This window comes from Micromonospora saelicesensis, assembly GCF_900091575.1.
In the GTDB taxonomy this organism is placed as follows: Bacteria; Actinomycetota; Actinomycetes; order Mycobacteriales; family Micromonosporaceae; genus Micromonospora; species Micromonospora saelicesensis.
On record NZ_FMCR01000002.1, the window covers coordinates 795,413 to 821,003 of the forward strand.

At 71.3% G+C, this 25,591-nt stretch carries 19 protein-coding genes; 11 read left to right on the forward strand and 8 right to left on the reverse strand.

Annotated elements, in window-relative coordinates; translation table 11 throughout:
• Positions 1–2: 2 nt before the first annotated feature.
• The 6 genes from GA0070561_RS11525 (at position 3) to GA0070561_RS11550 (ending at position 8,094) form a co-directional block, all read left to right on the forward strand.
• Positions 3–638 (forward strand): LysE family translocator, encoded by a 636-nt coding sequence (locus GA0070561_RS11525; RefSeq protein WP_091399472.1) that lies wholly within the window; start codon positions 3–5, stop codon positions 636–638.
• A gap of 93 nt (positions 639–731) precedes the next feature.
• Positions 732–1,898, forward strand: coding sequence for an ROK family transcriptional regulator (locus GA0070561_RS11530; protein WP_091399474.1), 1,167 nt, complete (start codon positions 732–734; stop codon positions 1,896–1,898).
• 69 nt (positions 1,899–1,967) lie between these two features.
• Positions 1,968–3,791, forward strand: a complete 1,824-nt coding sequence (locus GA0070561_RS11535) for an alpha-galactosidase D (RefSeq protein ID WP_091399476.1) — start codon at positions 1,968–1,970, stop codon at positions 3,789–3,791.
• A gap of 81 nt (positions 3,792–3,872) precedes the next feature.
• Positions 3,873–6,281 carry a glycosyl hydrolase family 95 catalytic domain-containing protein gene (locus GA0070561_RS11540; RefSeq protein WP_208603738.1) on the forward strand — a complete coding sequence of 803 codons (2,409 nt, stop codon included), beginning with the start codon at positions 3,873–3,875 and terminating at the stop codon, positions 6,279–6,281.
• The gene (locus GA0070561_RS11545) at positions 6,281–7,507 is read left to right on the forward strand and encodes an SGNH/GDSL hydrolase family protein (RefSeq protein WP_091399479.1); all 1,227 of its coding nucleotides are present in this window, start codon (positions 6,281–6,283) and stop codon (positions 7,505–7,507) included. Before GA0070561_RS11540 ends, GA0070561_RS11545 begins: the two co-directional genes overlap by 1 nt.
• Before the next feature lie 92 nt (positions 7,508–7,599).
• Complete coding sequence (locus GA0070561_RS11550; protein ID WP_141710360.1) at positions 7,600–8,094, forward strand: DUF2231 domain-containing protein; 495 nt, start codon at positions 7,600–7,602, stop codon at positions 8,092–8,094.
• A gap of 10 nt (positions 8,095–8,104) precedes the next feature.
• On the opposite strand, the gene GA0070561_RS11555 is transcribed toward GA0070561_RS11550, so the two are convergent.
• The 3 genes from GA0070561_RS11555 to GA0070561_RS11565 form a co-directional block, all read right to left on the reverse strand.
• Positions 8,105–8,548, reverse strand: coding sequence for a DUF1801 domain-containing protein (locus GA0070561_RS11555; RefSeq protein ID WP_091399486.1), 444 nt, complete (start codon positions 8,546–8,548; stop codon positions 8,105–8,107).
• 44 nt (positions 8,549–8,592) lie between these two features.
• Positions 8,593–9,240, reverse strand: coding sequence for a DUF998 domain-containing protein (locus GA0070561_RS11560; RefSeq protein ID WP_091399490.1), 648 nt, complete (start codon positions 9,238–9,240; stop codon positions 8,593–8,595).
• A 128-nt stretch (positions 9,241–9,368) separates the two neighbouring features.
• Positions 9,369–12,710: a S8 family peptidase gene (locus tag GA0070561_RS11565; RefSeq protein WP_091399493.1), complete on the reverse strand. Its 3,342-nt coding sequence runs from the start codon at positions 12,708–12,710 to the stop codon at positions 9,369–9,371.
• Between the two features lie 326 nt (positions 12,711–13,036).
• Here GA0070561_RS11565 and GA0070561_RS11570 point away from each other — a divergent pair, with 326 nt between their 5' ends.
• The 4 genes from GA0070561_RS11570 (at position 13,037) to GA0070561_RS11585 (ending at position 18,163) form a co-directional block, all read left to right on the forward strand.
• Positions 13,037–14,920 carry a Xaa-Pro dipeptidyl-peptidase gene (locus tag GA0070561_RS11570; RefSeq protein WP_091399496.1) on the forward strand — a complete coding sequence of 628 codons (1,884 nt, stop codon included), beginning with the start codon at positions 13,037–13,039 and terminating at the stop codon, positions 14,918–14,920.
• A 767-nt stretch (positions 14,921–15,687) separates the two neighbouring features.
• On the forward strand, positions 15,688–16,347 hold the full coding sequence (locus GA0070561_RS11575) for a C39 family peptidase (RefSeq protein WP_091399499.1): 660 nt from the start codon (positions 15,688–15,690) through the stop codon (positions 16,345–16,347).
• 236 nt (positions 16,348–16,583) lie between these two features.
• Positions 16,584–17,498, forward strand: coding sequence for a DUF1996 domain-containing protein (locus GA0070561_RS11580; RefSeq protein ID WP_091399502.1), 915 nt, complete (start codon positions 16,584–16,586; stop codon positions 17,496–17,498).
• Positions 17,499–17,569: 71 nt separating this feature from the next.
• The gene (locus tag GA0070561_RS11585) at positions 17,570–18,163 is read left to right on the forward strand and encodes a DUF305 domain-containing protein (protein WP_091399504.1); all 594 of its coding nucleotides are present in this window, start codon (positions 17,570–17,572) and stop codon (positions 18,161–18,163) included.
• A 207-nt stretch (positions 18,164–18,370) separates the two neighbouring features.
• On the opposite strand, the gene GA0070561_RS11595 is transcribed toward GA0070561_RS11585, so the two are convergent.
• Positions 18,371–20,020 (reverse strand): ABC-F family ATP-binding cassette domain-containing protein, encoded by a 1,650-nt coding sequence (locus GA0070561_RS11595; RefSeq protein WP_091399509.1) that lies wholly within the window; start codon positions 20,018–20,020, stop codon positions 18,371–18,373.
• 213 nt (positions 20,021–20,233) lie between these two features.
• Positions 20,234–20,845, reverse strand: coding sequence for a TetR/AcrR family transcriptional regulator (locus GA0070561_RS11600; protein WP_091399511.1), 612 nt, complete (start codon positions 20,843–20,845; stop codon positions 20,234–20,236).
• 132 nt (positions 20,846–20,977) lie between these two features.
• Here GA0070561_RS11600 and GA0070561_RS11605 point away from each other — a divergent pair, with 132 nt between their 5' ends.
• Positions 20,978–22,066, forward strand: a complete 1,089-nt coding sequence (locus GA0070561_RS11605; protein ID WP_091399514.1) for an aldo/keto reductase — start codon at positions 20,978–20,980, stop codon at positions 22,064–22,066.
• A 147-nt stretch (positions 22,067–22,213) separates the two neighbouring features.
• On the opposite strand, the gene GA0070561_RS11610 is transcribed toward GA0070561_RS11605, so the two are convergent.
• From GA0070561_RS11610 to GA0070561_RS11620, 3 genes are all read right to left on the reverse strand, one after another.
• A complete protein-coding gene (locus GA0070561_RS11610; protein WP_091399517.1) occupies positions 22,214–23,179 on the reverse strand; it encodes an alpha/beta hydrolase in 966 nt (321 codons plus the stop codon).
• A gap of 75 nt (positions 23,180–23,254) precedes the next feature.
• Complete coding sequence (locus tag GA0070561_RS11615) at positions 23,255–24,151, reverse strand: acetyltransferase (RefSeq protein ID WP_091399519.1); 897 nt, start codon at positions 24,149–24,151, stop codon at positions 23,255–23,257.
• 158 nt (positions 24,152–24,309) lie between these two features.
• Positions 24,310–25,509, reverse strand: a complete 1,200-nt coding sequence (locus GA0070561_RS11620) for a low temperature requirement protein A (RefSeq protein ID WP_091399522.1) — start codon at positions 25,507–25,509, stop codon at positions 24,310–24,312.
• Positions 25,510–25,591 lie beyond the last annotated feature (82 nt).

Consider the following 25,591-nt stretch of genomic DNA (forward strand, 5'->3'; position numbering starts at 1 on the left):
GCATGCACGGGGTCACGGTGCTCGGTTTCCTGCTCGCCGTCGCGCCGATCACCGCCACGCCGGGCGCGAGCCTGACCCTGGTCGTCTCGCGGGTCGCCAGCGGCGGGCGGCGGCAGGGCTGGTGGGTGATCCTGGGTACGGTGACCGGGCTCTACGTGCACGCCACGCTGGCCGCTGTCGGCCTGGCCGCGCTGGTGCTCCGCTCGTCGCAGGCGTTCTGGGTGGTCAAGCTGGTCGGGGCCGGTTATCTGGTCGGGCTCGGGCTCTGGATGCTCTGGTCCGCGTCGCGCCGTCGCACGGAGGCGGGACGGCGACCGAGGGTTTCCGCCCGAAGGCTGCCCTGGCGCGTGGACCACCCGTACCTGCAAGGGTTGCTCGGCAATGTGCTGAACCCCAAGGCCGCCGCCATCTACCTCACGTTGGCACCGCAGTTCCTCGAACCGGGCCGACCGGTGCTGGTGCCGATGGTGCTGCTCGCCACGGCGCACGCCGCGCTGGCCACCTGTTGGCTCGCCGGCTGGACCGTCGTCTCCGGTGCCGCGGCCCGGTTGCTCCGCACCGCATCGGTGCGACGAATGCTCGATCGGTTGACCGGCGTGATCCTGGTCGGCCTCGGCGTACGTGCGGCGGCGACCTGAGGTTGCCGTGGCGGGCGCGTCGCCGACTCTAGGACGGAGCACTGAGGCAAATCAATACTTGAAGAAGTTAAATATTCGCCTTAGATTTCGTCCATGTTTCCTGGGATCGACGCCGGCGCGTTCGCCGGGCCACCGGCGGCGACGGCGATCTTCACGACGGTGCTGACCGAGGGGCCGGTGAGTCGGGTCGCGCTCGCCCGCCGGCTCGGGCTCTCCTCCGCCGCCGTCACCAAGGCCGCCCGGCCGCTCATCGACCTGGGTTACCTGCACGAACTGGCCGCCACCGAGCGGTCCGGGCCGGGCGCCGGACGCCCCGCCAGCCCTCTCGCGGTGCGCGCCGAACGCGAGTTCTTCCTCGGCGTGAAGATCACCGCCGACGAGGTGATCGGCGTGGTCTGCGACCTGCGCGCGCAGGTCCATGCCAGCGCCCGCCGTCCGTTGGACGACCCCGACGTCGACGCGGTCCTCACCGAGGTCGACCGGCTCGCCGACGACCTGTTCGACGCGTTCCCCGGCGACCGGGCCCGGGTCCGCCGGCTCGGGCTGGCCCTCTCCGGCGACATCGACCGCGGCATCGGCCTGGTGCGCTACTCACCGTTCCTGCACTGGCGGGACGTGCCGCTGGGTCGACTCGCCGCCCAGCGCACCGGTCTCACCGTCAGCGTGGAGAACGACGTCAAGGCGCTCACCGCCGCCGAGCACTGGTTCGGCGAGGGAGTGGGGGCCGAGTCGTTCGCCCTGGTCACCGTGGGCACCGGCATCGGCTGTGGCCTCGTCGTCAACGGCCGCCTGGTCTCCGGGTCGTACGGCGTGGCCGGCGAGATCGGCCACCTCACCGTCGACGCCACCGGCCCGGACTGCCACTGCGGTGGTCGCGGCTGCATCGAGTCGATCGCCGGCACCGACGCCATCGTGGCCCAGGCCCGCGACCGCACCGGCCGCCCCGACCTCACCATCGACGAGGCGGTGGCCCTGGCCCGCGACGGCCACGAGCAGGTGCGGGCCGTCTTCGCCCTGGCCGGCGGCGCGATCGGTTGCGGCATCGCGGCCGTCGCGAACCTGGTCGGTCCCACCCGCATCGTCGTGTCCGGTGAAGGGCTGGCCGCGTACGACCTGTTCGACAGCCACATCCGCGCCAGCTTCGAACGGCAGGCCTTCGGCGCCGCCGCACGGTGCCCCCTCTTCATCCGCCCGTTGCCCTTCGAGGAGTGGGCCCGCGCGGCGGCGGCCGTGAGCATCCAGTCGCTCGTCGTCCCCTGACCCCGGCGTCACCTCGGCCACCCGCCGTCCATAGCGCTCGACTCGACCCACCGCACCAGGAGGTTGACCATGCCGTCACCGACAACCCCGCGCAGACAGCCCGGCACCCGGGTGCCGCTCGTCGCGGCGGCGCTGGGCGTGCTCCTCGCCGCGGGCGCCGCCCCGGCCCAGGCCGCCCCGACGACAGTGGCCCAGGCCGCGCCGACGCAGGCCGCGGCGGACATCGCGCAGCGCCCCTTCATGGGGTGGACCAGTTGGACCATGCAGTCCTCGAAGTACCCGGGCCTGAACCCCGACGGCGACTACAGCTACCTCACCGAGGCCAACGTCCTGAAGCAGGCCGACGCCCTCGCCACCAAGCTGAAGCCGTACGGCTACGAGTACGTCAACATCGACGCGGGCTGGTGGCGGGACAACGCCTGGGTGCCGCGCTTCGACCAGTACGCCCGGCAGACCCCCGACCCGGTGCGGTTCCCGCGCGGCATGCAGGCCGTCGCCGAGCACATCCACGGCAAGGGGCTGAAGGCCGGCATCTACCTGCCCGTCGGGCTGGAGAAGGAGGCGTACGCCAACGGCACCGCGCCGATCTTCAACGCCCCCGGCTGCACCACAGCGAACATCGTCTACCCGGACCTGCGCACCACCAACGGCTGGGACAGCGCGTACAAGCTGAACTTCGACAACCCCTGCGCGCAGAAGTACATCGACTCGCAGGCGCAGCTCTTCGCCGACTGGGGTTACGACTTCCTGAAGCTCGACGGGGTCGGCCCGGGCTCGTTCAAGTCCGGCGACAACTACGACAACGTGGCCGACGTCGCCGCCTGGCAGCGGGCCATCGCCACCGCCGGCCGCCCGATCCACCTCGAACTGTCCTGGTCGCTCGACATCAACCACGCCGCCGACTGGAAGCGGTACTCCAACGGCTGGCGCATCGACACCGACGTCGAGTGCTACTGCAACACCCTGGTCAGCTGGGAGAACTCGGTCGACGACCGGTTCGACGACGCGCCGGCCTGGAGCCGCAAGGCCGGCCCCGGCGGGTGGAACGACCTCGACTCGCTCAATGTGGGCAACGGCGAGATGGACGGCCTCACCAGAGCCGAGCGCCAGTCGTACGCGACGCTGTGGGCGATCTCGAAGTCGCCGCTGTACACCGGGGACGACCTCACCCGACTCGACGACTACGGGTTGTCGTTGCTGACCAACCGCGAGGTCATCGCCATCGACCAGAACGGCGGCGCGCCCGCCCGGCCGGTCACCCCCGCCGGTGACCAGCAGGTCTGGGGTGCGAAGAACCCGGACGGCAGCTACACCGTGGCGCTGTTCAACCTCGGTGACGCGCCCGCGTCGGTCACCGCGCACTGGGCGTCGTTCGGGTTCACCGGCAACGCCTCGGTCCGGGACGTGTGGAACCGCCGCGACCTCGGAACGCAGAGGAACGCCATCACCGCGGCGCTGCCCGCGCACGGCTCACGGCTGTTCACCGTACGGCCGGGCACCGCTCTGACCTCGACCAGCTACGAGGCCGAGGCTTCGGTCAACACCCTGACCGGCACCGCCTCCGTCGGCGGCTGTGACGCCTGCTCCGGCGGTCAGAAGGTCGGCAACCTCTACGTCGGCGGCACTGTGCGGTTCAACGAGGTGACAGTGCGCAAGGACGGCATCTACACCGTCGCCGTCTCCTACGTCAGCGGTGACGCGCGCTCGGTGCAGGTCTCCTCCAACAGCGGCAACGGCAGCTACCTGAAGTTCCCCTCCACTGGTGACTGGGGCACCGTCGAGACGGTCAGCGTCCAGCTGGCGCTGAAGGCGGGCGCCAACACCATCACCTTCGACAGCGGTACCTGGTACTCCCCCGACATCGACCGGATCGCCGTACCGCAGACCCTCTGACGTGCCCGGCGCGGTCCGGCGCGAACAGCCGGGCCGCGCAGCCGCGCGCATCCGCCGAACACCCAGGTTGGAGAACCCGACATGGAGATGCCCAGCACGCGCGACAACCACCCCAGCCGTCGCGGCTTCCTCACGCTGGCCGCCGCCGCCGGCGCGGCCACCGCGCTCGGTGGCCTACCCGCCTTCGCCGCCACCCCCGCACCCCGGCGGCCCACGACGTCGCCGATGCTCGCCCCGAACGTCGCCGCGAAGAACCAGCTCTGGTGGCGGGCACCCGGCTCCGCCACCTCGATGATCGAGCAGGGCCTGCCGGTGGGCAACGGCCGACTCGGGGCGCTCGCCAGCAACGACCCGTCCCGGGAGTTCCTGACGATCACCGATGCGACGCTCTGGACCGGTGGCCGCAACGACACGCTCGACGGCGATGGCCAGTTCCCCTACGGGCGCGAGGACTTCGGCTCGCTCACCATGCTGGCCACGCTGACCGTCGACATCCCCGGGCACGACCTCGGCGCGGTCGACGCCTACCGCCGCACCCTCGACCTGGCGCAGGGCCTGGTCAGCACCGCGTACGACATCGCTGGGGTGGGCTACCGGCGGGAGGTCTTCGCCAGCCGCCCGGACGACGTCATCGTCCTGCACTTCACCTCGCAGGGCGCCGGCACGTACACCGGCACCGTCTCCCTGGCCGGCACCCACGGCGAGTCCACCACCGTCGACCCCACCGGCCGGTACGCGTCGTTCGGCGCCTCGTTCGCCAACGGGCTGCGCTACGGCGCCGCCGTCACCGCGCACAGTGGCACCGGAACGGTGGCGGTGAGCGGCACGTCGATCTCCTTCACCGACTGCCGGGACCTCACCGTCATCGTCAGCGGCGGCACCAACTACGCGCCGACCGCCACCACCGGGTTCCGCGACGAATCGGTACAGCCGCAACGGCTGGCCCGGGACAAGGTCCTGGCAGCGGCGCGTGCGTCGGTCCGCGAGCTGCTGCACACCCATGTCGCCGACGTCCGGCCGGCGTTCGAGCGGTTCGCCATCGACCTCGGCGCGTCGTCCGCCGGCCAGCGCGAACTGGACACCTGGGAGCGGGTGCAGGCGCGCTGGCGCGACAACGTTCCCGACCCGGAGCTGGAGGCGGCGTACCTCCAGTTCGGCCGGTACCTGCTGATCTCCGGGTCGCGGGGCAGCCTGCCGATCGGTTTGCAGGGCCCGTGGCTGGACGGCAACGACCCGGACTGGATGGGTGACTACCACAGCGACGTCAACATCCAGATGACGTACTGGCCGGCCGACCGGGCCGGCCTCACCGACACCTTCGACGCGTACGCGGACTACTGCGTGGCGCAGTTGCCGGTCTGGACCGAGGTCACCCAGCGGCTCTTCAACACCTCGACCAACCGGTTCCGCAACACCAGCGGCCGAGTCGCCGGGTGGGCCGTCGCCTTCTCCACCAACCCGTACGGCGGGAGCGGCTGGTGGTGGCACCCCAGCGGTAACGCGTGGCTCTGCCAGAACCTGTTCGAGCACTACGAGTACACCCAGGACCGCGGCTACCTGGCGAAGATCTACCCGGTCGTCAAGGGTGCCGTGGAGTTCTGGGAGACCCGACTCGTCACCGCGACCGTCACCGACGCGTCCGGCGCCACCCGAGAGGTGCTGGTCGCCGACCGGGACTGGTCGGCCGAGCACGGGCCGCAGGACACCCGGGGCAACACCTACTCCCAGGAGCTGGTGTGGAACCTCTTCGAGAACTACCACACCGCCGCTCGGGTGCTCGGTCGCGACGCCGACCACGCCCGCAGCGTCGACGCGCTCCGCAAGCGCCTCTACCTGCCCGAGGTCAGTCCCACCACGGGCTGGTTGCAGGAGTGGATGTCACCGGACAACCTCGGTGAGACCACCCACCGGCACCTCTCCCCCCTGATCGGTCTCTTCCCCGGAGACCGGATCCGCCCGGACGGCTCCACCCCCGCCGCGATCGTCGCCGGTGCCACCGCCCTGCTCACCGCGCGCGGCATGAACAGCTTCGGCTGGGCCAACGCGTGGCGCAGCCTGTGCTGGGCGCGGCTGAAGGACGCGGAGAAGGCGTACCAGCTCGTCGTCAACAACCTGCGGCCGTCGACGAACGGCAGCAACGGCAGCGCCATGAACCTCTTCGACATCTACGAGACGAACCCCGGCCGGGGCATCTTCCAGATCGATGCGAACCTCGGCACCCCCGCCGCGATCGTCGAGATGCTGCTCTACTCCCGGCCCGGTCACGTCGAGTTGCTGCCGGCGCTGCCCGCCGCCTGGGCGTCCGCCGGTTCGGTGGCCGGCGTCGGCGTACGCGGTGGTTTCACCGCCGACCTCAGCTGGCGCGACGGGCGGGTCACCCAGGCGCGGTTGACGAGCGTCGGTGGCCGCAGCACCACCGTGCTCGCCAACGGCCGCTCCCGCCAGGTCAACCTGCGCCCCGGCGAGTCGGTCACCCTGAGGAACCTCTGATGCGGGCCGGTCTCGCCCGGCGCGGGGCGGCCGCCGCCGTCGCCGCGCTGCTCTGCGTACCAGTGGTCGGGTCGGCGGCGCAGGCGCGGACGCGGCACGACCCGGCGGCCGGTGCCGGCCGGCACTTCGCTGTCACCTGGGCCGCCAGTGCCGACCGGCAGGGCGCCGGGCCCGCCGAGCGCAGCTACCGGCTGGTGGTACGCACCAGCGTCGGCGGGGACGCGCTGCGGATCCGTCTCACCAACGCCTTCGGCGAGCACCCGGTGACCTTCAGCAGCGCGTACGCCGGGTTGCAGCGGCAGGGCGCCGAGCTGGTCGGAGGCAGCAACCGGCGGCTGACGTTCGGCGGTCAGCGGTCGGTCACCGTCGCCGCCGGGGAGACGATCCTCAGCGACCCGCTGCCCGGCCGGCTGGCCGCCCAGAGCAATCTCGTGGTGAGTCTGTACGTCACCGGAGCGCAGGGCCCGACGAGCGGGCACGGCATGGCCATGCAGACGTCGTACGCCACCTCCGGTGATCACGCCGCCGAGGAGGCGGCGACCAACTGGACCGACTCGATGACCTCCTGGTACTGGCTGGACGCGGTCAGCGTGCGGACGTCCACCGCGACCGGCTCGGTGGTGGCCCTCGGCGACTCCATCACCGACGGGTGGGCCTCCAGCACTGATGCGAACCGGCGCTGGCCCGACTACCTCTCCCGGCGGCTCCAGGCCGCGCCGGACAGCCCGGTCAGGGGCGTGGCCAACGCCGGCATCTCCGGCAACAAGGTGCTCGCCGACGGCGCCGGCGAGGCCGCGCTGCGCCGCTTCGACCGGGACGTGCTCTCCCAGCCCGGCGTCGACACGATCTTCGTGTACGAGGGCATCAACGACATCAAGGCCCACACCGGCGTGACGGTGGACGACCTGACCACTGGTTATCGGGAACTGGCCGATCGGGCGCACGCGGCCGGCAAGTGCGTCGTCGGGGCCACGGTGATGGCGTACAAGGGCTGGCCGGAGTACGACGCCGCAGGTGAGGCCGTGCGCCAGGGCGTCAACGAGTGGATCCGGCACAGCGGCGTGTTCGACGCCGTGGTCGACTTCGACCGGATCACCCGCAGCCCGTACGACAGGCAGGCGCTGCTGCCGTTCCTCGACAGCGGGGATCACGTCCACCCGAACGACAAGGGCATGCAGGCGATGGCGGACGCCGTCGACCTGGCCGCGTTGCGCTGCGACAGGTGAGCAATCGACGGGGATGACACGCCCGCGTGGTACCGATAGCGTCCCTGTGTGGACGATCAACGTCCAGGCCGATGTCACCGGAGGAGACGCCGATGTTCGAGGAGTTCATGGGCATCCCGGCCCATCCTCTGCTGCTGCACACCGCTGTCGCGTTCGTGCCGCTGCTGGCCCTGCTGACTGTCGGCTACGCGTTCGTCCCGCTGATCCGGCCGCACACCCGGTGGGTGCTGGGGCTGCTCGCCGTGGGTACGCCGGTCGCCGCCCTGCTGACGAAGCTCTCCGGCGACGCCTTCCTCGAGCGGATGCGCTCCGCCAACCGGGTCACCCCCGAGTTCCTGCCGAAGCTCGAGGCGCACCAGGAGTTCGGTGACATCACGCTCTACGCCAGCATCGGGTTGGGGGTGGTGGCTCTGGCGCTGGTCCGGCTCGTCCCGCCGAGGGCCGCCGACGCCAGCGCGGACGGACGGCCCGGTCGGCCGCTGACCCTGGCGTTGCAGGTGTTGTCGCTGGTGGCCGCCGCCGTCACCGTGTATTACGTGGTGCGCACCGGCGACTCCGGGGCGAAGGCGGTCTGGGAGGGCCAGTGACGTCGGCGGCTCATCGGCGGCTGGCCCGGTCGACGCCCCTGTGCACCCGGACGGTGCGCTCAATCAACTGCCGCAGCACACTCTCGTCGACGTCGTCGAGCCGCTTCAGGTAGAGGCATCCCTTTCCGGCGCGGTGCGGGCCAAGCCGGGCGAGGAGCGCGCCGTACCGCTCCTCGAGACCGCCGCCGGTGAGGTAGACGACGAGGTGCTGTTTGCGCGGCGAGAACCCCACCAGGGGCGCGTCGCCGCTACGCCCGCTCTCGTAGGTGTAGTGGTAGCTGCCGAAGCCGACGATGCTCGGGCCCCACATCACCGCCGGCTCCCCGGTCAACTCGCCCATGATCGCGCGGAGCCGCCCCGCGTCGGCCCGCCTACGTTCGTCGGGGTTGCTGGCCAGGAAGTCGTCGACGCTGATCACGGTCGGAACGGTTACCGGCTGCTTCGCTGTGGCCACGACGTGATGCTGTCACCTGCCTACGACGAGAATCGCCTCAACGGTCAGGAAACCTCGTCGCGCGTCCGCCAGGAGAGCGCCACGAGCCACCCCGAGATGAACACCGCTCCGACGGCGAAGCGGATGCTCGCACTCCCCTCGCTCCACGGCAGGGCGGTGAGCACGAACGCGACGGCACCGCTGGTGGCGCTGTAGAGCGCCCAGTTCCGGTCCCCCTGGGCGGCGAACCGTCGAGCGAGCAGCAGGCCGGCCGCGATCAGCGACAGGAACGCCGCCGCGCCGCACACCGTGTGCAGGACGCTGCCCGTGCTGGCCTGCTCGGGCAGCCCCGCCGGGGCGCCGGGTGGCCAGCCGAGCGCGGGATCGGGCACGAAGATCCCACCGCCGACCATCGCCACCCCGTACACGCCGACCAGCACCGGCACCACGGTGCCGGCCCGGCCCGGTCGCAGTGCCTGCCACAGGCCCACCGCGAAGGCGACGGCCAGCACGCCGGTGCCCACGAACGCGATGACCTGCAACCAGCCGAGATCGCCGAGGGTGAGTGAGCTGATCGCGTGCCGGCGCAGGTCGAATCCGGACCGGGTGAACGCCTGCCCGAACGACAGGACGGGGAAGAGCAGGCCGGCGACCGTGCCACAACCCAGCAGGAAACGGGTTCGGCGCAGCGATGTCTCGGCGACGGACGTCATGGGCGTGCCTCTCGTTGTCGGCGTCACGGTTCACCGTCACGACGAACGAGGTGGGGCCGGATCGACACCGCGACGCAAAGAGGTGGTGCGATCCGGCCGGAGCCGGACCGCACCACCCTTGTCGACGGTCAGCCGGCGTGGTACGCCCGAATGATGGTCTGGTCGATTCCGCTACCGCCGTTGGCGGCGGCCTTCACCCGCAACGACACGGACTGCCCGGCGGCGGCCGTCGGCAACGCGACCCGGTAGCTGTCGCCGCTGCCGGTGACCCGGGCCGACGTCCAGGTGGCACCGTCGTCCGTCGAGGTCCAGACCTGGAACGACGTCACCTTCTGCGCCTTGATGCCCCGCATCTGCCGGACGGCCAGTTCCGCAGTTCCGCCAGTGGCGTGGTTGTTCGTGTCCATCGGCAGCGCGTAGTCCACCGCGAGCAGCGGCAGCGGCACGCTCCCGGTGCCGTCCGGTCCGGCCGACCGGAACGTCCACGACGTGTTGACAGTGGTGGAGATCGGCAGGATCAGGCTCGTGTCGACGTCGAGGGTCAGCCGGTAGTCGGCCGCCTGCTGCGGCACTGTGAAGTCGGCGAGCGGGCGGTCCCGCTCCTCGACCAGTTTCCCGTTGCGGTACAACGACAGCTTGCGGTTCACGCCGATCGAGGAGCCCTGGAGGCAGTCGGCCCGCTGGTGCTGGTCGGTCAGCGACACCAGGTCGATGTGCAGGTTGCCCCGGGTCCGCGACGGCGCGGTGGCACAGCTGTGGTCCACGCCGGCCGGGTCGTCGTACCAGCCGGAGTGCAGCGGCTGGCGCGCCCAGACCTTGGTCTGCCGACTGCCCGGCTGGTAGGTGCGGGGCGCCTCCTGAGCCGACAGGCCACCGTAGACACCCTCGTCGGCCCAGCGGTAGCCGGCCGAGAGGTAGTCGGTGCGGTACGGCGGCAGGTTCCCCTCGTGGGTCTGCGTCACCGGCACCCCGTCCGGGGTGAAGCCGCTGCGGATCAGTTGAGTGACCATCCCCTCCGAGTCCACCTGGTGAAAGCGCTCCTCGATCCGGGCGAGCTTCGCCTGCTCAGCCTTGTTCACCCGGAAGGCGGGGTCGGCCGGTGCGCCGCCCGCGTACTCGTGCACCAGGTTGTAGCGGTACGGCTTGGCCGTGCCGGCTGGCGAGTCCAGGTTGACCGCCGCCCAGGTGCGCCGTGAGCCGACGGTGGGCTGGGGCAGCGCGGTGGTGCGAACCGTCGTCTTCGCCCCGTACCCGCTGATCTGGTGCCACCAGGACAGCCCGTTCGGCGCGGTCTGGACGTTGGTGAGGTCGGTCCGGGTGGGCGTGGTGGGCACCCCGTCGACCGTCGCCGTCACCGGCCTGGCCCGCGCCGGGTCGAGCGTCACGCTCCGGGCGCCGCGCACGTCCAGGTCGACCTCGGCGGCGAGCGTCGTCTCCAGCACGTCACTGTCTACGTAGTAGGCGACGGAGGAGCCGAGGATCGCGTACCGGCCGGCCGGCACCCGCAGCGTGAAGGTGTCTCCGGGCGTACCGCCCGCGCCGTCGTAGTAGACGACCGGGTCGGTGAGGTTGGTGACCAGCAGGTTGATCCAGCTCTCCGCGCCGTCCTTCAGGCCCGGCAGCGGCTTCGTCTGGATCGTCAGGTCGTAGCTGGGCTGTTCGACGTGGAAGCTCACCGGGGTCGTCGCGACCAGCTTGCGGCCGGAACGGGCGGTGACGGTGGCCAGGTAGAAGCCCGGTCGGGCGGCCAGCGCCGCACGGTTGACCCGCACTGTCGCCGAGGCGGTGGTGCCGTGCTTGAGCGTCAGCCGGCTCGTCGACAGCGACGCCGAGCCGCGCGGCACCGGTTGGCCGTCGTGGTTGACGATCGACACGTCGAGGTCGAGAACGGCCGTCGACTCACCGGTCCAGCTCAGCTTCGTCTCACTGGTCCCGGACTGCGGGTAGGCGAAGGTGCCGAGGTTGACCACCGGCTGGTTGCTGGTGGGGCCACCGAGGGCCCGGGCCGCGTTGAGCCGGCCGGCGCCGACGGCGTACGGGTCGATGCCGCTGAGTGGGTCGGCGGCGCCGACGAGGGCGGCCTTGAGTCGCTCACCGCTCCAGTCCGGGTGGCGCTGGGCGAGCAGCGCGGCGGCGCCCGCCACGTGCGGGCTCGCCATCGAGGTGCCGCTGATCGCCTCGTAGTACCTGTCGATCGGGTCCTGGAGGTTGGTGCCGGCGGCCCGGGCGGCGACGATGTCGACACCGGGCGCGACCAGTTCCGGCTTGGCCACGTTGCTGGTGACCAGCGGCCCACGGCTGGAGAAGTCGGCGAGCTTGTCGTTGCGGTCGACCGCGCCGACGGTCAGCGCGCTGGCGGCCGAGCCCGGCGAGGAGATGGCGCCGCCGCTGTTACCGGCGGCGATGACGAAGAGCGCGCCGGTGGACCTGCTCAGAGCGTCGACGGCGAGTGACAGCGGGTCGCTGCCGTCGTCCGGGTCGCTGCCGCCGAGGCTCATGTTGATGACGTCGGCCCGGGTGGCGGCCCACTCCATGGCGGCGATGATGCCGGAGTCGTCGCCGTAGCCGTGGTCGTCGAGAACCTTGCCGATCACCAGCTTGGCGTCCGGCGCCACGCCGCGACGCTGACCCTGGGCGGCCGCGCCGGTGCCGGCGATGGTCGAGGCGACGTGCGTACCGTGGCCGTTGTGGTCGACGGCGTCACCGCCCTCGACGGTGAAGTCGGCCCGGTCGGCGACCCGGCCGACCAGGTCCGGGTGGGTGAAGTCGGCACCGGTGTCGAGCACCGCTACCCGGACGCCCTTGCCGGTGTAGCCGGCCTTCCAGGCGTCCGGCGCGGCGATCTGGCCCAGGTTGCGGTCCAGGCCGGCCGGGCGCCCACCGCCGGTCAGGGCGGTGGCCCGGACCTTGCGGTCGAGCCAGACCTTCTTCGCGCCGGCGAGCAGCGAGTTGGTCGCGAGCTTCGCCGTGGCCGGGCTCTTCTTGGGTACGCGGCCGGCGACCGCACCGATGCTGGGCAACGGCAGTACGTCACCGAGCGCGGCCACCCGGGCGGACGCGGTGGCGGGCTGCACGATGAGCGGCAGCTCGGCGGAATTGTCGTCGTCGTAGCCGTCGGCGATCAGCGTGGTGACGTCGAACAGGTCGGGGTCGAGAACCGAGCCGAGCTGGGACGCGACGCGGGCGGGGACGACGTGCAGGTGACCGTCGGGGCCGCAGCTCTGGTGGATCACCGCGTTCTCGTCCGCCGGCCGAATTGTGGCCTGTGGGCAGCCCGATCCGCTGTCTCGTACGGTCACCACGTCCCCGGTCAGCAGGGTGACGGTGTGCGTCTTCCCGTCAGCAGTGGCTGCGGGTGCGCCGGTCTGACCGATGTCGCTGGGTCCGGCCGTGGCGGTGCCGCCCGGTAGGGCGGTCAGCGTCGTGGCCGTGACGGCGACGGCCAACAACCATCGCGTTTTCCTGAGCATGTCGCTCCTCGTCTAATGTGGACGAACCCGCCTCTTCGGGCGACTTCGGCAAGATCATATGCAGGGAAACGATCTTCCGGGCACCCCGTGACGAGGGGTTTTCCGGCCCGCGCGCTGAGGATTTCGGCGTTGTTTCGCCGCCGCGCTCAGTTCGATGTCGTTTCGATTGCCGCCCGGCAGTCCGGCAGCGACGGTGTGGACGGCGCATGCGTCCCTGGCCGAAGGGATCGACGGGACGCCGACCCGGACCTAGCATGGCGACGAATGGATCTTCGAGATTGGCCCCTGCCGACCCCGGCAACCAGCCCAACCGAAGGGAGACGCGCATGCGTCGACCCCGTCATCTGGCACTCCTGAGCGTCGGCGTGTCCGGCGCCCTGGTCCTCAGTGCAGCCCCACCCGCGGCTGCCGCTGCGCCCACGCCCACCACGCCCACCGGCATCGTGGTCAGCGACGGCATGACCCAACCGGTGTTCTCGCTCGCCGACGCGATCGAGGAGCGGGTGTTCGTCCAGACCCCGGTGGACACCGACCACGACGGTCGGCCCGACCGGGTGGCGATCGACATCTCCCGCCCCCGGGAGACCGCCACGCAGGGCTTCAAGGTGCCGGTCATCTTCGAGCACAGCCCGTACCGCAAGGGCACCTGGGGTGACGTGCCGTACCCGAGCGTGCTGGTCGACGACCTGCCGCAGAACGGCCTGACCGACCGCAACGGGCGCCGCGCACTCGACGCCGGCGCGCAACGGGCCCAGGCGAAGGCCAACCTGCCCGGCTCGCTGGACGACTACTACGTGCCCCGCGGGTACGCGGTGGTGCTCGGCCAGAGCGTCGGCACCGGCGACTCGGAGGGCTGCCCGACCAGTGGGGACCAGGCCGAGACGCTCGGCACCAAGGCGGTCATCGACTGGCTCAACGGCCGGGCGAAGGGGTACGACGCGAACGGCGCCCCGGTCACCGCCGGCTGGACCACCGGCGCGGTCGGCATGACCGGTGTCTCCTACAACGGGACGCTGCCCAACCAGGTGGCCACCACGGGCGTCAAGGGGCTCAAGACCATCGTGCCGGTCTCCGCGATCAGCAGCTGGTACGACTACTACCGGGCCAACGGTCTGGTGGTCGCGCCCGGGACGTTCCAGGGCGAGGACCTCGACATCCTGGCCCAGTACACCGCCGGGCAGGCCCGCGCCGAGGGGCCCTGCGCCGACGAGCTGGCGGATATCACCGCGAAGCAGGACCGGGTCACCGGCGACTACTCGAAGTTCTGGCGCGACCGCGACTACCTCGATGCCCGGGACGTCGAGGCCAGCGTCTTCGTCGTGCACGGCCTCAACGACTGGAACGTGAAGACCGAGCACTTCGCCGGCTGGTGGGACCAGCTCGCCAAGCGCGACGTCCCCCGCAAGATCTGGTTGCACCAGGGCGGCCACGGTGGTCCCGGCAGCAGCGCGTCGGTGACCCTGCCCAGCGGCCAGACGTGGACGTACAAGCAGACCGAGAACCGCTGGTTCGACTTCTGGCTGTGGAACGTGCGCAACGGCATCATGGACGAGCCGACGGCGGTGCTCCAGCGCGAGGACCGCGCCTACACCACGTACGCCAACTGGCCCGACCCGGCGGCGCGGGAGGTCGGCCTGCGCTTCGCGGCCACCGACACCACCGCACCCGGCGCGCTCACCACCGGCAAGCCGCCCAAGGCCAAGGTCGAGCAGAGCTTCGTCGACGAGGGCCGGACCATCCACCCGGACACCCTGGTGTCCAATCCGGACACCGCGAGCGCCAACCGACTCGCCTACCGCTCCCCCGAGCTGACGCAGAGTGTGCGCATCTCCGGACGTCCGGAGATGCGACTGCGGATGGCCATCGACAACAAGCCGGACGCGAACCTCACCGCGTACCTTGTCGACTACGGCCCGGCCGGATCGACCGCCGCCCCGACAGTGGTGACGCGAGGGTGGATGGACCCGCAGAACCGCAAGAGCGCCGCGCGCACCGAGCCGGTCAAGCAGGGCAAGCTGTACGACTACAGGTGGACCATGGAGCCGAAGGACTACATCTTCCCGGCGGGACACCGGATCGGCGTTGTCGTCTTCTCCAGCGACCAGGAGTACACCCTGCTGCCGTTGGGCGGCACCGAACTGCGGGTCGCACCGAACGACAGCGAACTGCGACTGCCGGTTGTCGGCGGGCGGAGCGTCCTCGGGTTCTGATTCGTCCCTGCGCTCCCGGGTGGGGCAGTCCGACACGTTCGGGCTGCCCCACCCGCATGTCGGGACCACTGCGCTGCCCTGCCCGAGTCCGCATGATCGTGCTCGATCCTGGATGTAGTGGCCTCGTCGCATGGTGAGGGGCCTGTTTCCTGGATCGAGCACGATCTTGCGGGACGCGAGGTTCCGTAACGGCGCGCTGACCCGGGCCAGGCCGGGCCACACGGCGCGCTGACCTCGGGGTCGGACCGGTCCGGGGCGCGCGATCGGCGCAGACCGACATGATCGACTCGGCTTTCATGAAGTCGGGGCATCCCCGGCGCCACGACACCGCGACTTCCAGGAACCCGAGTGGATCACGCCGTCGTGACCGCCGTGTCGGGTTCGCCAGGCCGGCGGGGTAGGGGGTTTGTCGGGTTTGGTGCCGGGTGTCGGGTGGTCGGGGCCACCCCGGCGGCGGAATCGGCGGCCGGGCCGGGTCGTTATACCTGGCAGACCACCGCAACAGTCCGGGTCATGGTGCGCCGGCAGCCGCCGGGAACACCCGCCAGGCCGCCCCGGTTACATCCCCCGCACGGCCGAGCACCACAACCGGCCGACCCCTGCGGGTGGGCGGAATGACCTGCCACCGCGAACGGTTACACCCTGTCCCGACGCCGACCCCCTTCGCGGGTCACCGGGCAGAACCCCTCGAACTTTCCCCGCACGGTCGCACTGATCCCCCCGTTGAGTGCCGTGCGGGTTCCCCCGATGCAGAGGAGCACGCCATCATGCGTACCGATCTGATCCGTAAGACCGCCCTGACCGCTGCTGGCCTCGCGTTCACCGGTGGGGCCATCGCCGGGCCGGTGACCGCCGCGTACGCCGCGTCGGATGCCAAGCCGGCCACCCAGACGCAGAGCGACCGTAAGCCCGCCGGTGAGCGTCAGCTCGGTGTGCGCTACGAGGCTCAGCCGAACTTCTACTACTGCGGCCCGGCCGCCACGCGTAACGCCCTGTCCGTGCAGGGCAAGGAGATCAGCGTGGACGCCATGGCCAAGGAGATGGGCACCACCGAGGCCGGCACCAACTCCATCAACGACATCACCCCCGTGCTGAACAAGGAGACCGGTAAGAACGACGCCTACCACAGCGTGGAGATCTCCAGCCCCAACGCTGACGGTAAGCAGACCGACCGGCTGCGCGCCGACATCGTGCGCACCGTCGACGACGGCCGGGCCGTGGTCGCGAACATCGCCGGCACCAGCGTCGACACCGACGGCGGCGTGCACTCCTTCGAGGGCGGGCACTACATCAGTGTCGTGGGTTACCGCGACGGCGGGAACGTGGTGAAGATCGCCGACTCCGCCGATGCGAACACCGCCTCCTACGAGGTCACCGTCGAGCACCTCGCCGACTGGATCGCCACCCGCGGCTACGCCACCAGCTGACCCGCACCACATGACCGAAGGGCCGGACCCCACCACGGGGCCCGGCCCTTCGGCGTCTTTTCCACCAACTGCGGCACGTATTGACAATTGTCGACTTCAGCGTGAGGCTGGGAGCAGTGAGAGCGCTCTCTCGCACCGGCCCAACCGGCCACCACCCAGTCTGGCCAGGCACAACTCCGATGCCTTCGGCGGCGGCGCCGGAGCTGTCCCTGACCCGTCCCCCGACAGGAGTCACGATGGACAGGGCCGCACCCCTCTCCGGCATCCCCCGCCGACTGCGCCTCGCCACGGCGATCGGCGCACTGCTGGTGCTACTCGGCACGTACCTGGTGTCCACCACCAACCGGGCCGACGCCGCCCCCGGCCGAGCCGGCGCCGACTTCGGCGCCAACGCCATCCGGGTCGCCGAGTTCCCCGCCGACTGCACCTACAGCCACCGACTGCCGGACGACCCGATCGTCTTCCCCGGGCTGCCCGGGGCATCGCACATGCACAGCTTCTTCGGCAGCACTGTGACGAACGCCAAGACCACGCTCCCCGACCTGGTCAACTCGCCCACCACCTGCAACCCGCGGGTGGACGTCTCGTCGTACTGGGTGCCGACCCTGTATCGGGACAACGTCGCCGTGGAGCCGGCGATCGCCACGTTCTACTACCTGGGCGAGGGCGTACGCGCCGACGTCGTCGCGAACACCCAGCCGTTCCCGCAGGGGCTGCGGCTCGTCGCCGGCAACGCGAAGGCCACCGGGCCGAATGACAGCATCGCCCGCTGGTCCTGCCTGCACGCTGGGCACGTGCCGCCGTCGAAGGACTTCGTCAACTGCCCGTCGGGCACGATGCTGGAGTCGTACCTGGACTTCCCGCAGTGCTGGAACGGCCGTGACCTCGACTCGCCGGACCACAAGAGCCACCTGGCGTACCCGGTGAACCAGGCCTGCCCGAGCACTCACCCCGTGCACGTGCCGAAGTTGCGCCAGGTGCTGCGGTACCCGGTCACCGGCGACCCGTCGCGGTTCCGGCTGGCCTCCGGGCCGGGCTACACGATGCACGGCGACTTCTTCAACGCCTGGCCGGTGGCGGAGCTGGCCCGCCGGGTCCAGGACTGCATCCGTCCCGTCATCAAGTGCGGTCACGACGGCCGACCGATCTGAGCGACAGGTCCACACCACTGCGGCGGGTCCGGTCACCCGGGCCCGCCGCCCTGGTTGGGAAGGGAGATCGGATGCGCCAGCCCACCGCGTCCACAGTCCTCATCGCGGTGCTGCTCGTCGCCGGCTGCGGCACCGGGCCACGGGACGCGGCCAGCACCGCCACACCACCCGTGACCGCGCCACCGGCGACGGTCGCGCCGACACCCACGGGTACGGCGTTCAACCCCACCGACATCGCCTGGCTGCAACTGACTGTGGCGATGACCGAACGCCTGCTGCCCGTACTCGATCTGGTGCCGGCGCGGACCACCGACCCGGCCTGGCGGCAGACGGCCACCCAGGTCGCTACCACCCGGCGTGCCGATCTGGACCGCGCCCGCCGGCTACTGGCCGACGCCGCCGCCCCGACGACGAACCCGCACGAGGGGCACGACATGCCGGGCATGGCCACCGCGCAGGAGATGACAACGCTGCGGGCGGCCAACGGGCAGCCGTTTCACCGCCTGCTCGCCGGGCACCTGCGGGCGCATCTCGCGCAGTCGGTCCGGATCGCCACCGCGGAGCAGCAGAACGGAGTCCAGCCGGCGACCGTGGCGCTGGCGGCGGCCGTGGTCCGGTCCGGCACCGCCGACCTTGAACGACTCGACCACCTCGACCCCGCGTAGCCGCGCGCGCTCAGTCCGACAGGTCGCCGTAGAACGCCGTCCGCCGGTCGCCGCTGATGGGGATCAACACGTCGGTCTCGACCGGGTCCGGCACGCCGTGGAAGCTGAACGATAGCGGGCTCCCCCCGCAGACCACCCCGAGGCGGGTGAACTCCCGGTGTCGGTGCCGTGATCTGCGCGACCACCCCCCGGCCCAGCCCGTCGTCGTCACTCACCCCAGATCCGAGCACGGCATCCTCCACCTCCCGGGAGCGAGAGCTCCCGACCTGGCCAGCGGGAGCGGAGTCTGCGGTCGTGGCTGGCCACGACGATGGCACCCGGGCCGGCGCCCAGGGCGTCCTCCAGTTCGTCGCAGAGCGTCGGCGAGAGGTGGTTGGTGGGCTCGTCGAGCAGGAGCAGCTCCGGCGGATCGGCAACGAGCACCGCCAGGGCGAGCCGACGGCGCTGCCCCACCGACAGGTCGGCCACCGGGCGGTCCAGGTCCGCCGGAGCGAGCAGCCCGAGGGACGACAGCGGTACGACAGCGGCCCGCTCCACGCCGACGGCCACGTCGAAGACCTGCCGAGCCGTCCGCCGCGCATCCGCGAAGACGCTGTCCTGGGCGAGCAGGCCGACCCGCAGCTCCGGTCGTCGCCAGAGCGCTCCGGCACCGGCCAGATGGCCGGCGAGCACGGCGAGCAGTGTCGACTTGCCCGCGCCGTTGGGGCCGGTCACCAACAGCCGGTCGCGGGACTTGATCTCCAGGTGCTCCACCCGCAGTCGGCCGGGAACCTCCAGCCGCTCCGCCGTGACGATGAGCCCGTCGCTGTCGCCGACGGCGAGCGCCGGCGCGTGGAAGCGCAACGGCTCCGACGGCACCGGAATGGGGTCGCGCTCGATCGTCTCCAGTCGACGGGCGGCGTCGCGGACGCGACGGGAGATCTGGTTCTGGACGCGGCCGGCGGTGTGCCCGTACCCCATCTTCTCGCTGTCGCGCGGGCCCCGGCCGTGGGCGACCTGATGCCCGGTCACGGCGGCGGCCGCGCGCAGGTCGGCGAGGAGTGCCTGCTCGTCGTCGTAGCGCCGCCGCCACCGTTGCGCCTCGGCCCGCTTCGCCGTCAGGTACGCGGTGTAGCCGCCGCCGAAGCGGACCGGCCCGTCGACCGCCGGGTCCAGGTCGATGAGATCGGTGCAGACCGCGTCCAGGAAGGCACGGTCGTGACTGGCCACCACGACCACCCCCGGCATGGCACGAAGCTGGCCCTCGCAGAACGCCGCCGCCGCGTCGTCGAGATGGTTGGTCGGCTCGTCGAGCAGCAGCGCGCTCGGCCGGCGGATCAGCATCGCCGCGAGGGCGAGGCGGCCACGTTGCCCACCGGAGAGCACGCCCACCATGCGGTCGTGGGGCAGCCCGCCGAGACCGAGGCCGTCGAGGACCGTCCGGGCACGCCGGTCGGCGTCCCAGGCGTCGCGGTCCTGCGCCCGCTCCAGCACCTCGGCGTACGCGGCCAGCAGCCGGTCGTGCTGCTCGGTGCCCTCCGGCGAGTCGGCGAGCGCGACGCCGATCCGGTCCAGCTCGGCGAGATCGGCACGAGCCTCGCGCAACGCGTCGTCGAGGACGGCGGCGATGGTGGTGGATGCCCGGAAGGGCAGTTCCTGGTGGAGGAAGCCGACGTCCGGTGGGCGCGTGACGGTGCCGGAGTCGGGTACGTCGACGCCGGCCAGGACCCGCAGCACTGTCGTCTTGCCGGTGCCGTTCTCACCGATCAGGCCGATCCGGTGGCCGGGCGCGGCGGTCAGGGAGACGCCGTCGAGCACCCGGCGGTCGCCGCGGACCCGCACGAGGTCATGGGCGATGAGAGCAGGTCGAACAGACATGGGGAACCTCGGAGAACGACGATCCGGGGCGCGCACCGGCACCCCGGCGGAAGCAGGACATGACGACGGAGGCCGCGGCGACAAAGGCGCTGTCACGCGCCCGTCGGCGGCCGGTCCGGGTGCTCACCCGGAGATGTCGTCGTCACCTGCCACGTCTGCTCCGATCTCCGACAACTCGGGCGCAAGGATAACGCGGCCGTCGCCGGCCTCGGCTCAGCTCCCGCCCGTCCGGGCGCCAGCCCGCAGCGAGTCGATGGTGAGGTCGAGGACAGCTTCGAGGTGGTCGATCTTTCCGGTGGAGAGCAGCAGCAGCACTCCGCCCTGGATGCCGGCGAGCAGTGCCGCGGCGGCCCGGTCGGCGTCGAGGTCCGGGGCGATGTCGCCGGTCGACTGCATGTGCCGGATGCCCTCGGTGATCGCCTTCTGCCAGCGCCACATGAGCCCGGTCACGATGGCCTGCGCGCCGGGCGCCCGCCGGCCGGTCTGACCGAGCAGACCGTTGAGGGGGCACTTCACCCCCTGCGCGAGATACCGCTCGATCAGCCGGTCGCGCCAGGCGAGCCAGGCCGGCCAGGACGTCAGGTTGCTCAGCATCGGCTCCTGGTCGATGAGCACCTCGTCCGCCTCGTGCTGGGCCACCGCGAGCAGCAACCCCTCCTTCCCGTCAGGGAAGTAGTGAAAGAGCTGGCCCTTGCTGGTGCCGGTGTGGGCCATCACATCCTCGAGGCGTACCTCGTCGACGCCGCGCTCGCGGATCTCGGCGGCGGCGCCGGCGACGATCCGCGCCCGGGTCGCCTCGCCCTTGCGGGTCAGAGCCCGTGTCATGAGACCTCCTGGTCTGGACCTGCGGGTCCAACCCTATCTCGATTTTTGGACTTGCAGGTCCATTTTTGCCGAGCAAAGGTCGGGAACGCGCGGTCCGCAGCGGGCCGACACCACGATCGGGAGGGCACCACGATGAACCACTACTACCTGCTCGGGCGGTCCGGTCTGCGGGTGAGCCGGCTGGCGCTGGGCACGATGAACTTCGGCGTCGACGGGTTCCACGCCGCGTACGGCAAGACTGAGGAGGAGGCCGAGCCGATCTTCCGGCAGTACCTGGAGTCGGGCGGGAACTTCATCGACACGGCGGACTTCTACACCGCCGGCGAGAGCGAGAAGATCCTCGGCCGTCTGATCGACCGGGCCGGCGTACGCGAGCGGCTCGTGCTCACCAGCAAGGCCACCAACACCGTCGACCCGTCCGACCCGAACGCCAGCGGCAACGGTCGCAAGCACATCATGCGGGCCGTGGAGGCGTCGCTGCGCCGGCTCGGCACCGACTACATCGACCTGTACCTGCTGCACACCTGGGACCGGATCACCCCGGTCGAGGAGGTCGTGCACACCTTCGACGACCTGGTGCGCTCCGGCAAGATCCGCTATGCCGGGCTCTCCGATGTCCCGGCCTGGTACGCGGCTCGGGCGCAGAGCTACGCCGAGGCACACGGACTCGCCCCGATGATCAACGTGCAGCTGCCGTACTCCCTGGTCACGCGTGACATCGAGGCGGAGCACGTGACGATGGCCCAGACCCTGGGCATGGGGGTCACCGCGTGGAGCCCGATCGGCGGTGGTCTGCTCAGCGGCAAGTACCGGCGCACCGGCGAGGGCATGACCGGAACCGGCCGGTTGACGAACCCCGACGCCGCTGGTCGGGAGATCAGCCCCAGTGACTGGCAGGTGATCGAGGCGCTGGAAAGCGTGGCCGTCGAGTTGGGGCGCAGCATGGCGCAGGTGGCGATCAACTGGGTGGCCACCCAGCCCGCCGTCGGTTCGGTGGTGATCGGAGCGAGCAGTCCCGAACAGCTCGCCAGCAACTTCGGTGCGCTCGACTTCGAGATCCCGGCCGACGCCCGCCGCCGGCTCGACGAGGCGAGCGCCCCGAAGGTCCCGCTGCTCTACTCCATGTTCACCCCGCAGTACCAGTCCTGGGTGGTGAGCCCCGGCCTCGGCATCGGCGACAAGCCGGCCGGCTACGCCCCTCCGATCTTCAACGGCAGGTAGAACCGCGCCAGGCAACATCGCGCCCACCCTGTTCCTGCCCCGCGATCTTGCACTTGCTGTCCCGACATAAGGGGCATCCCACTCATGTCGACAACCAAAAGTGCAAGATCGGCGGGGGCGGGGTGGGGCAGGGTGGGGGTGGCGGGGCTATCGATGGGTTGGCGCGTCGGTCGTCGGCACTGGCTCGCCCTCGTAGAGCGCGACGTACCGCCGGCGCCACTCGTCGCCGTGGGCCCCGAGGTTGAGGGTGTTGTGTTCGACGCCCAACCTCTCCGGCAGGGTGCACACCCGCAGCGTTATCGCGTTCGCGTCGGCGATCCGGCGCGGCACGTCGACCGCTGCCCTGAGGTCCACCACACCGTCGAGCGGGCTGATCGCGACCGCCGCGGTCCGCAGACCGGTCCGCCGGGGCGGATTCGGCAGGGTACGGGCGATCGTCAGGTACTGGGTGACGGCGGCGAGCGAATATCCGCGCGACGTGACGCGGTCGCGGAGAACGCGACGCCCGTACAGCACGATGAGCGGTTTCACCGCGTAGGCCGGCGCCTGTCGCGGATTCGGACCGAAGAACGGCGACAGCAACAGCAGATGCCGTACGACGTTGCCCGGCACCTGGGCCAGCCAGGCGGCCAGCACGGCGCCCCCGGAGATCCCCACGACGCCGACCTCGTCTCCCAGGGCCGCCGCGACGGCCCATCCCTGCGCGGCGTACGTCGTCAGCTCACCGGCCTCGACCCGGTGATGGGCCCGCCGGTCGACGGTCCCGTGCTGGGGCGCCCGGGGAACCCAGACGTTGTACCCGCGGTCGAAGAACTCCTCGGCCAACCCCGCGTACTGCTCGGGCGCGAGGGTGTACCCGTGCAACAGCAGCACGGCCCGGCCGGTACGGCAACCGTGGCTCAGCAGGCGACTGCGTGACTCCGGTCGGACCTCCGGGTCGGCCGTGTCGGCGGCGATGACGGCCGCGGCGGCACGGGTGGCCGTGTCGAAGTCGAGTGGTCGGGCCGGCGCGACCCGTAGCCCACGGCGGCCCACCGGCCAGAGGTAGAGCCCGGCGACCGCCGCCCCGACGAGCGCCAACCCGCCGACGAGAAGCGCGATGATCTCCGGCATGGTCAGATGCTGACAGGGGCCACGCTGGACGCTGGCTGAGGGGGTGCGCCCGGGTGACCGGGCGCACCCGGTCAGCTATTCCTGGCTGTTCGGCGGCGCGAAGACGACCCGGGAGCGCAACTGCCGGAAGCCGGTCCGCTCCAACTCCGCCAGCACCGTCACCCGGTGCGATTCCACATCGGCGATGACCTCGCGGGCACCGCCGTCGGCCAGCACCCGCACCGCCTCGGCCAACAGCTCGGGCCGGGCCGCCTCGTCGAGGAGCCCGAGATAGGCGAGCAGGGGGTAGCAGGCGTCTCCGGCCGTGCCGACCAGCCCGACCGGGTTGCCGGCCGCCAGGGCGATGCGCCACTCCTCGGTGTTGTCGCCCAACCAGGCCAGCGGGTCGGTGGCGAGGTCGACGCCCCCGACGACCCGCGCGATCTCGACGCCGGTCAGCACGTCCGGCTCGACGACCCTGGCGACCAGGGCCTTGACCTCCGCCACGTCGACGGGCGCGCGGAAGTCGTACCGCCCGGAGGATGCCGGCAGGGGGGTGCCCGTCCAGGAACAGCGGAGCCGCTCCCCCCGCTCGACCAGCCCGGCGAGCCGGGCGGCCTCCATGGGCGCCCGCACCACGGCCAGCACCTCGGGCCGACGCCGCCAGTGCGCCGGCAGTGCGGCGTAGTACAGACCGGGACCGCCGAGTGCCTCGTGGGCGGCGCGTAGCAGCTCGGCGCCCACCTCCGGCTCGGCGTCCAGATCGAACCGGTCCAGCCAGGGGGCACCGACGGCGCCCGGCGGAAGGAGCCAGGCGGCCCGGCCCACCAACCGGCCGGCGCGCAGTGCGACCCAGGTGTTCTCGGGCCGGTAGCCGCCGCCGGCGATCCCGTCGGCGTACGCGACCTGGCGCAGTTGGGGCAGCGGATCAGGCATGGAGTCGAACAGGTTTTCCTCGCCCGCGACGAGCGGACGGATGACCAGATCAGTCATGTGTTGGACCTCCGGGAAGCGCGCGCCCCGGATCAGATCCGCGCGGACGCCGGAGCGCGGAGGGGGCGCAGAACATCGGACATTGTTCTGACCTCCTTCCAGCTCGACGGCGTGCCCGACGACCATACGCGCAGGGGTCGCCGGCTCGCAACGGATCGTCACAGCGTCGGGTTGGTCTCCGATCCACGCTTGTGGGCACGCTGGTCGTACACGGTGATGCCGGCGAGGATCACCGCCGCGACGGCCGCCACGGCGACCGGCGGGAGCAGCACCATCGGCGGGGCCGCCACGACCAGGGCCACCACGCCGAAGTACAGCGCCCGACACCGCGGCGCGGATCGGTCCGCCCGCTCCAGGGTGCTCCGCCCGATCAGGAACAGCACCGGGCCGCCGAAGATGATGGTCACCAGAGCCCAGTCGATCGGCGGGTGCGGGTCCTCGATGACCTGCCCGAAGCCGACGGCGGTGCAGATGATGCCACCGACGATCAACAGCAGGCTGTAGCTCGCCCACCGCGACAGCTCGATCCCCTCCCCGCTCGGGGTCGAGGCATGGCCGGATCTGACGTGGTAGAAGTAGATCCGCCAGAACGAGACGACCGCCACGAACGCGGCGACGAGGACGATGGTTCCCTCGGTGGTGAAGCCCGGGAAGCTGACCGCCGCGCCGGCTTCGAGCACCACCTCGGCAAGAGCGATCATGAAGAACTGGTTGTACCGCTCGGCGAGATGCTCCTGCGAGACGGTGACCCCCGAGCTGGTGAGGTGTCTCCTTCCCATCCGGGGCAGGGGGTAGGTGGCGGCGGCGCCGATCAGCTCGATGGCGAGAGCGAGGGTCCAGAAGACGCCCCGACCGAGGCCACCGCTGATGCCGCCACTGATCCAGAGCACGCTGGACGCCAGGTGCCAGGTCAGCACCCGGAGCGCGAACGCCTGGCCCGCGTGACCCCGCAGGGCGAGCGACGTGAAGAGCGGTCGGCCGACCTGGATGACGACGTAGGTGCAGGCGAAGACGACGCCGCGTTGGCCGAAGGCCTGCGGCAGGGTGACCGCCAGCACCAGCGTGCCGAACATCGTCGCCAGCAGGACGGCCTGCAGATCGGGGCGCCGGGGGTCGTAGGTGCTCGCCAGGAGGGCGTTGAGCGACCAGATCATCCACATCGCAGTGAAGAACAGGACGGTCTGGCCCGCCTCGGACAGCAGCGTGTGCCGGACGATGGTCAGGTCGTCCGCGACCCGCCCGGCGAGGCGGGCCAGCGCGAAGACGTAGACGATGTCGAAGAGCAGTTCCAGGACGGTCGCCGAGCGGGGGCTCCTGCTGTCCCCGAGCCCACGAAAGAACTCGGTGCGCGTCAGCACGGACGGCGAGACAGCTCAGCCGGCCAGGGCCGCCGGCACGGGCACACCACTGTGGTGACCCTGTTCCGCTGCCATCGTCCCC

Coding starts and splice junctions, on each gene's coding strand:
- GA0070561_RS11610 (WP_091399517.1), bottom strand. CDS start 23,179: ATGCCGGAGATCATCGCGCTTCTCGTCGGCGGGTTGGCGCTCGTCGGG.
- GA0070561_RS11525 (WP_091399472.1), top strand. CDS start 3: ATGCACGGGGTCACGGTGCTCGGTTTCCTGCTCGCCGTCGCGCCGATC.
- GA0070561_RS11560 (WP_091399490.1), bottom strand. CDS start 9,240: ATGACGTCCGTCGCCGAGACATCGCTGCGCCGAACCCGTTTCCTGCTG.
- GA0070561_RS11605 (WP_091399514.1), top strand. CDS start 20,978: ATGAACCACTACTACCTGCTCGGGCGGTCCGGTCTGCGGGTGAGCCGG.
- GA0070561_RS11570 (WP_091399496.1), top strand. CDS start 13,037: ATGCGTCGACCCCGTCATCTGGCACTCCTGAGCGTCGGCGTGTCCGGC.
- GA0070561_RS11615 (WP_091399519.1), bottom strand. CDS start 24,151: ATGACTGATCTGGTCATCCGTCCGCTCGTCGCGGGCGAGGAAAACCTG.
- GA0070561_RS11580 (WP_091399502.1), top strand. CDS start 16,584: ATGGACAGGGCCGCACCCCTCTCCGGCATCCCCCGCCGACTGCGCCTC.
- GA0070561_RS11575 (WP_091399499.1), top strand. CDS start 15,688: ATGCGTACCGATCTGATCCGTAAGACCGCCCTGACCGCTGCTGGCCTC.
- GA0070561_RS11595 (WP_091399509.1), bottom strand. CDS start 20,020: ATGTCTGTTCGACCTGCTCTCATCGCCCATGACCTCGTGCGGGTCCGC.
- GA0070561_RS11585 (WP_091399504.1), top strand. CDS start 17,570: ATGCGCCAGCCCACCGCGTCCACAGTCCTCATCGCGGTGCTGCTCGTC.
- GA0070561_RS11565 (WP_091399493.1), bottom strand. CDS start 12,710: ATGCTCAGGAAAACGCGATGGTTGTTGGCCGTCGCCGTCACGGCCACG.
- GA0070561_RS11540 (WP_208603738.1), top strand. CDS start 3,873: ATGGAGATGCCCAGCACGCGCGACAACCACCCCAGCCGTCGCGGCTTC.
- GA0070561_RS11535 (WP_091399476.1), top strand. CDS start 1,968: ATGCCGTCACCGACAACCCCGCGCAGACAGCCCGGCACCCGGGTGCCG.
- GA0070561_RS11545 (WP_091399479.1), top strand. CDS start 6,281: ATGCGGGCCGGTCTCGCCCGGCGCGGGGCGGCCGCCGCCGTCGCCGCG.
- GA0070561_RS11550 (WP_141710360.1), top strand. CDS start 7,600: ATGTTCGAGGAGTTCATGGGCATCCCGGCCCATCCTCTGCTGCTGCAC.
- GA0070561_RS11600 (WP_091399511.1), bottom strand. CDS start 20,845: ATGACACGGGCTCTGACCCGCAAGGGCGAGGCGACCCGGGCGCGGATC.
- GA0070561_RS11530 (WP_091399474.1), top strand. CDS start 732: ATGTTTCCTGGGATCGACGCCGGCGCGTTCGCCGGGCCACCGGCGGCG.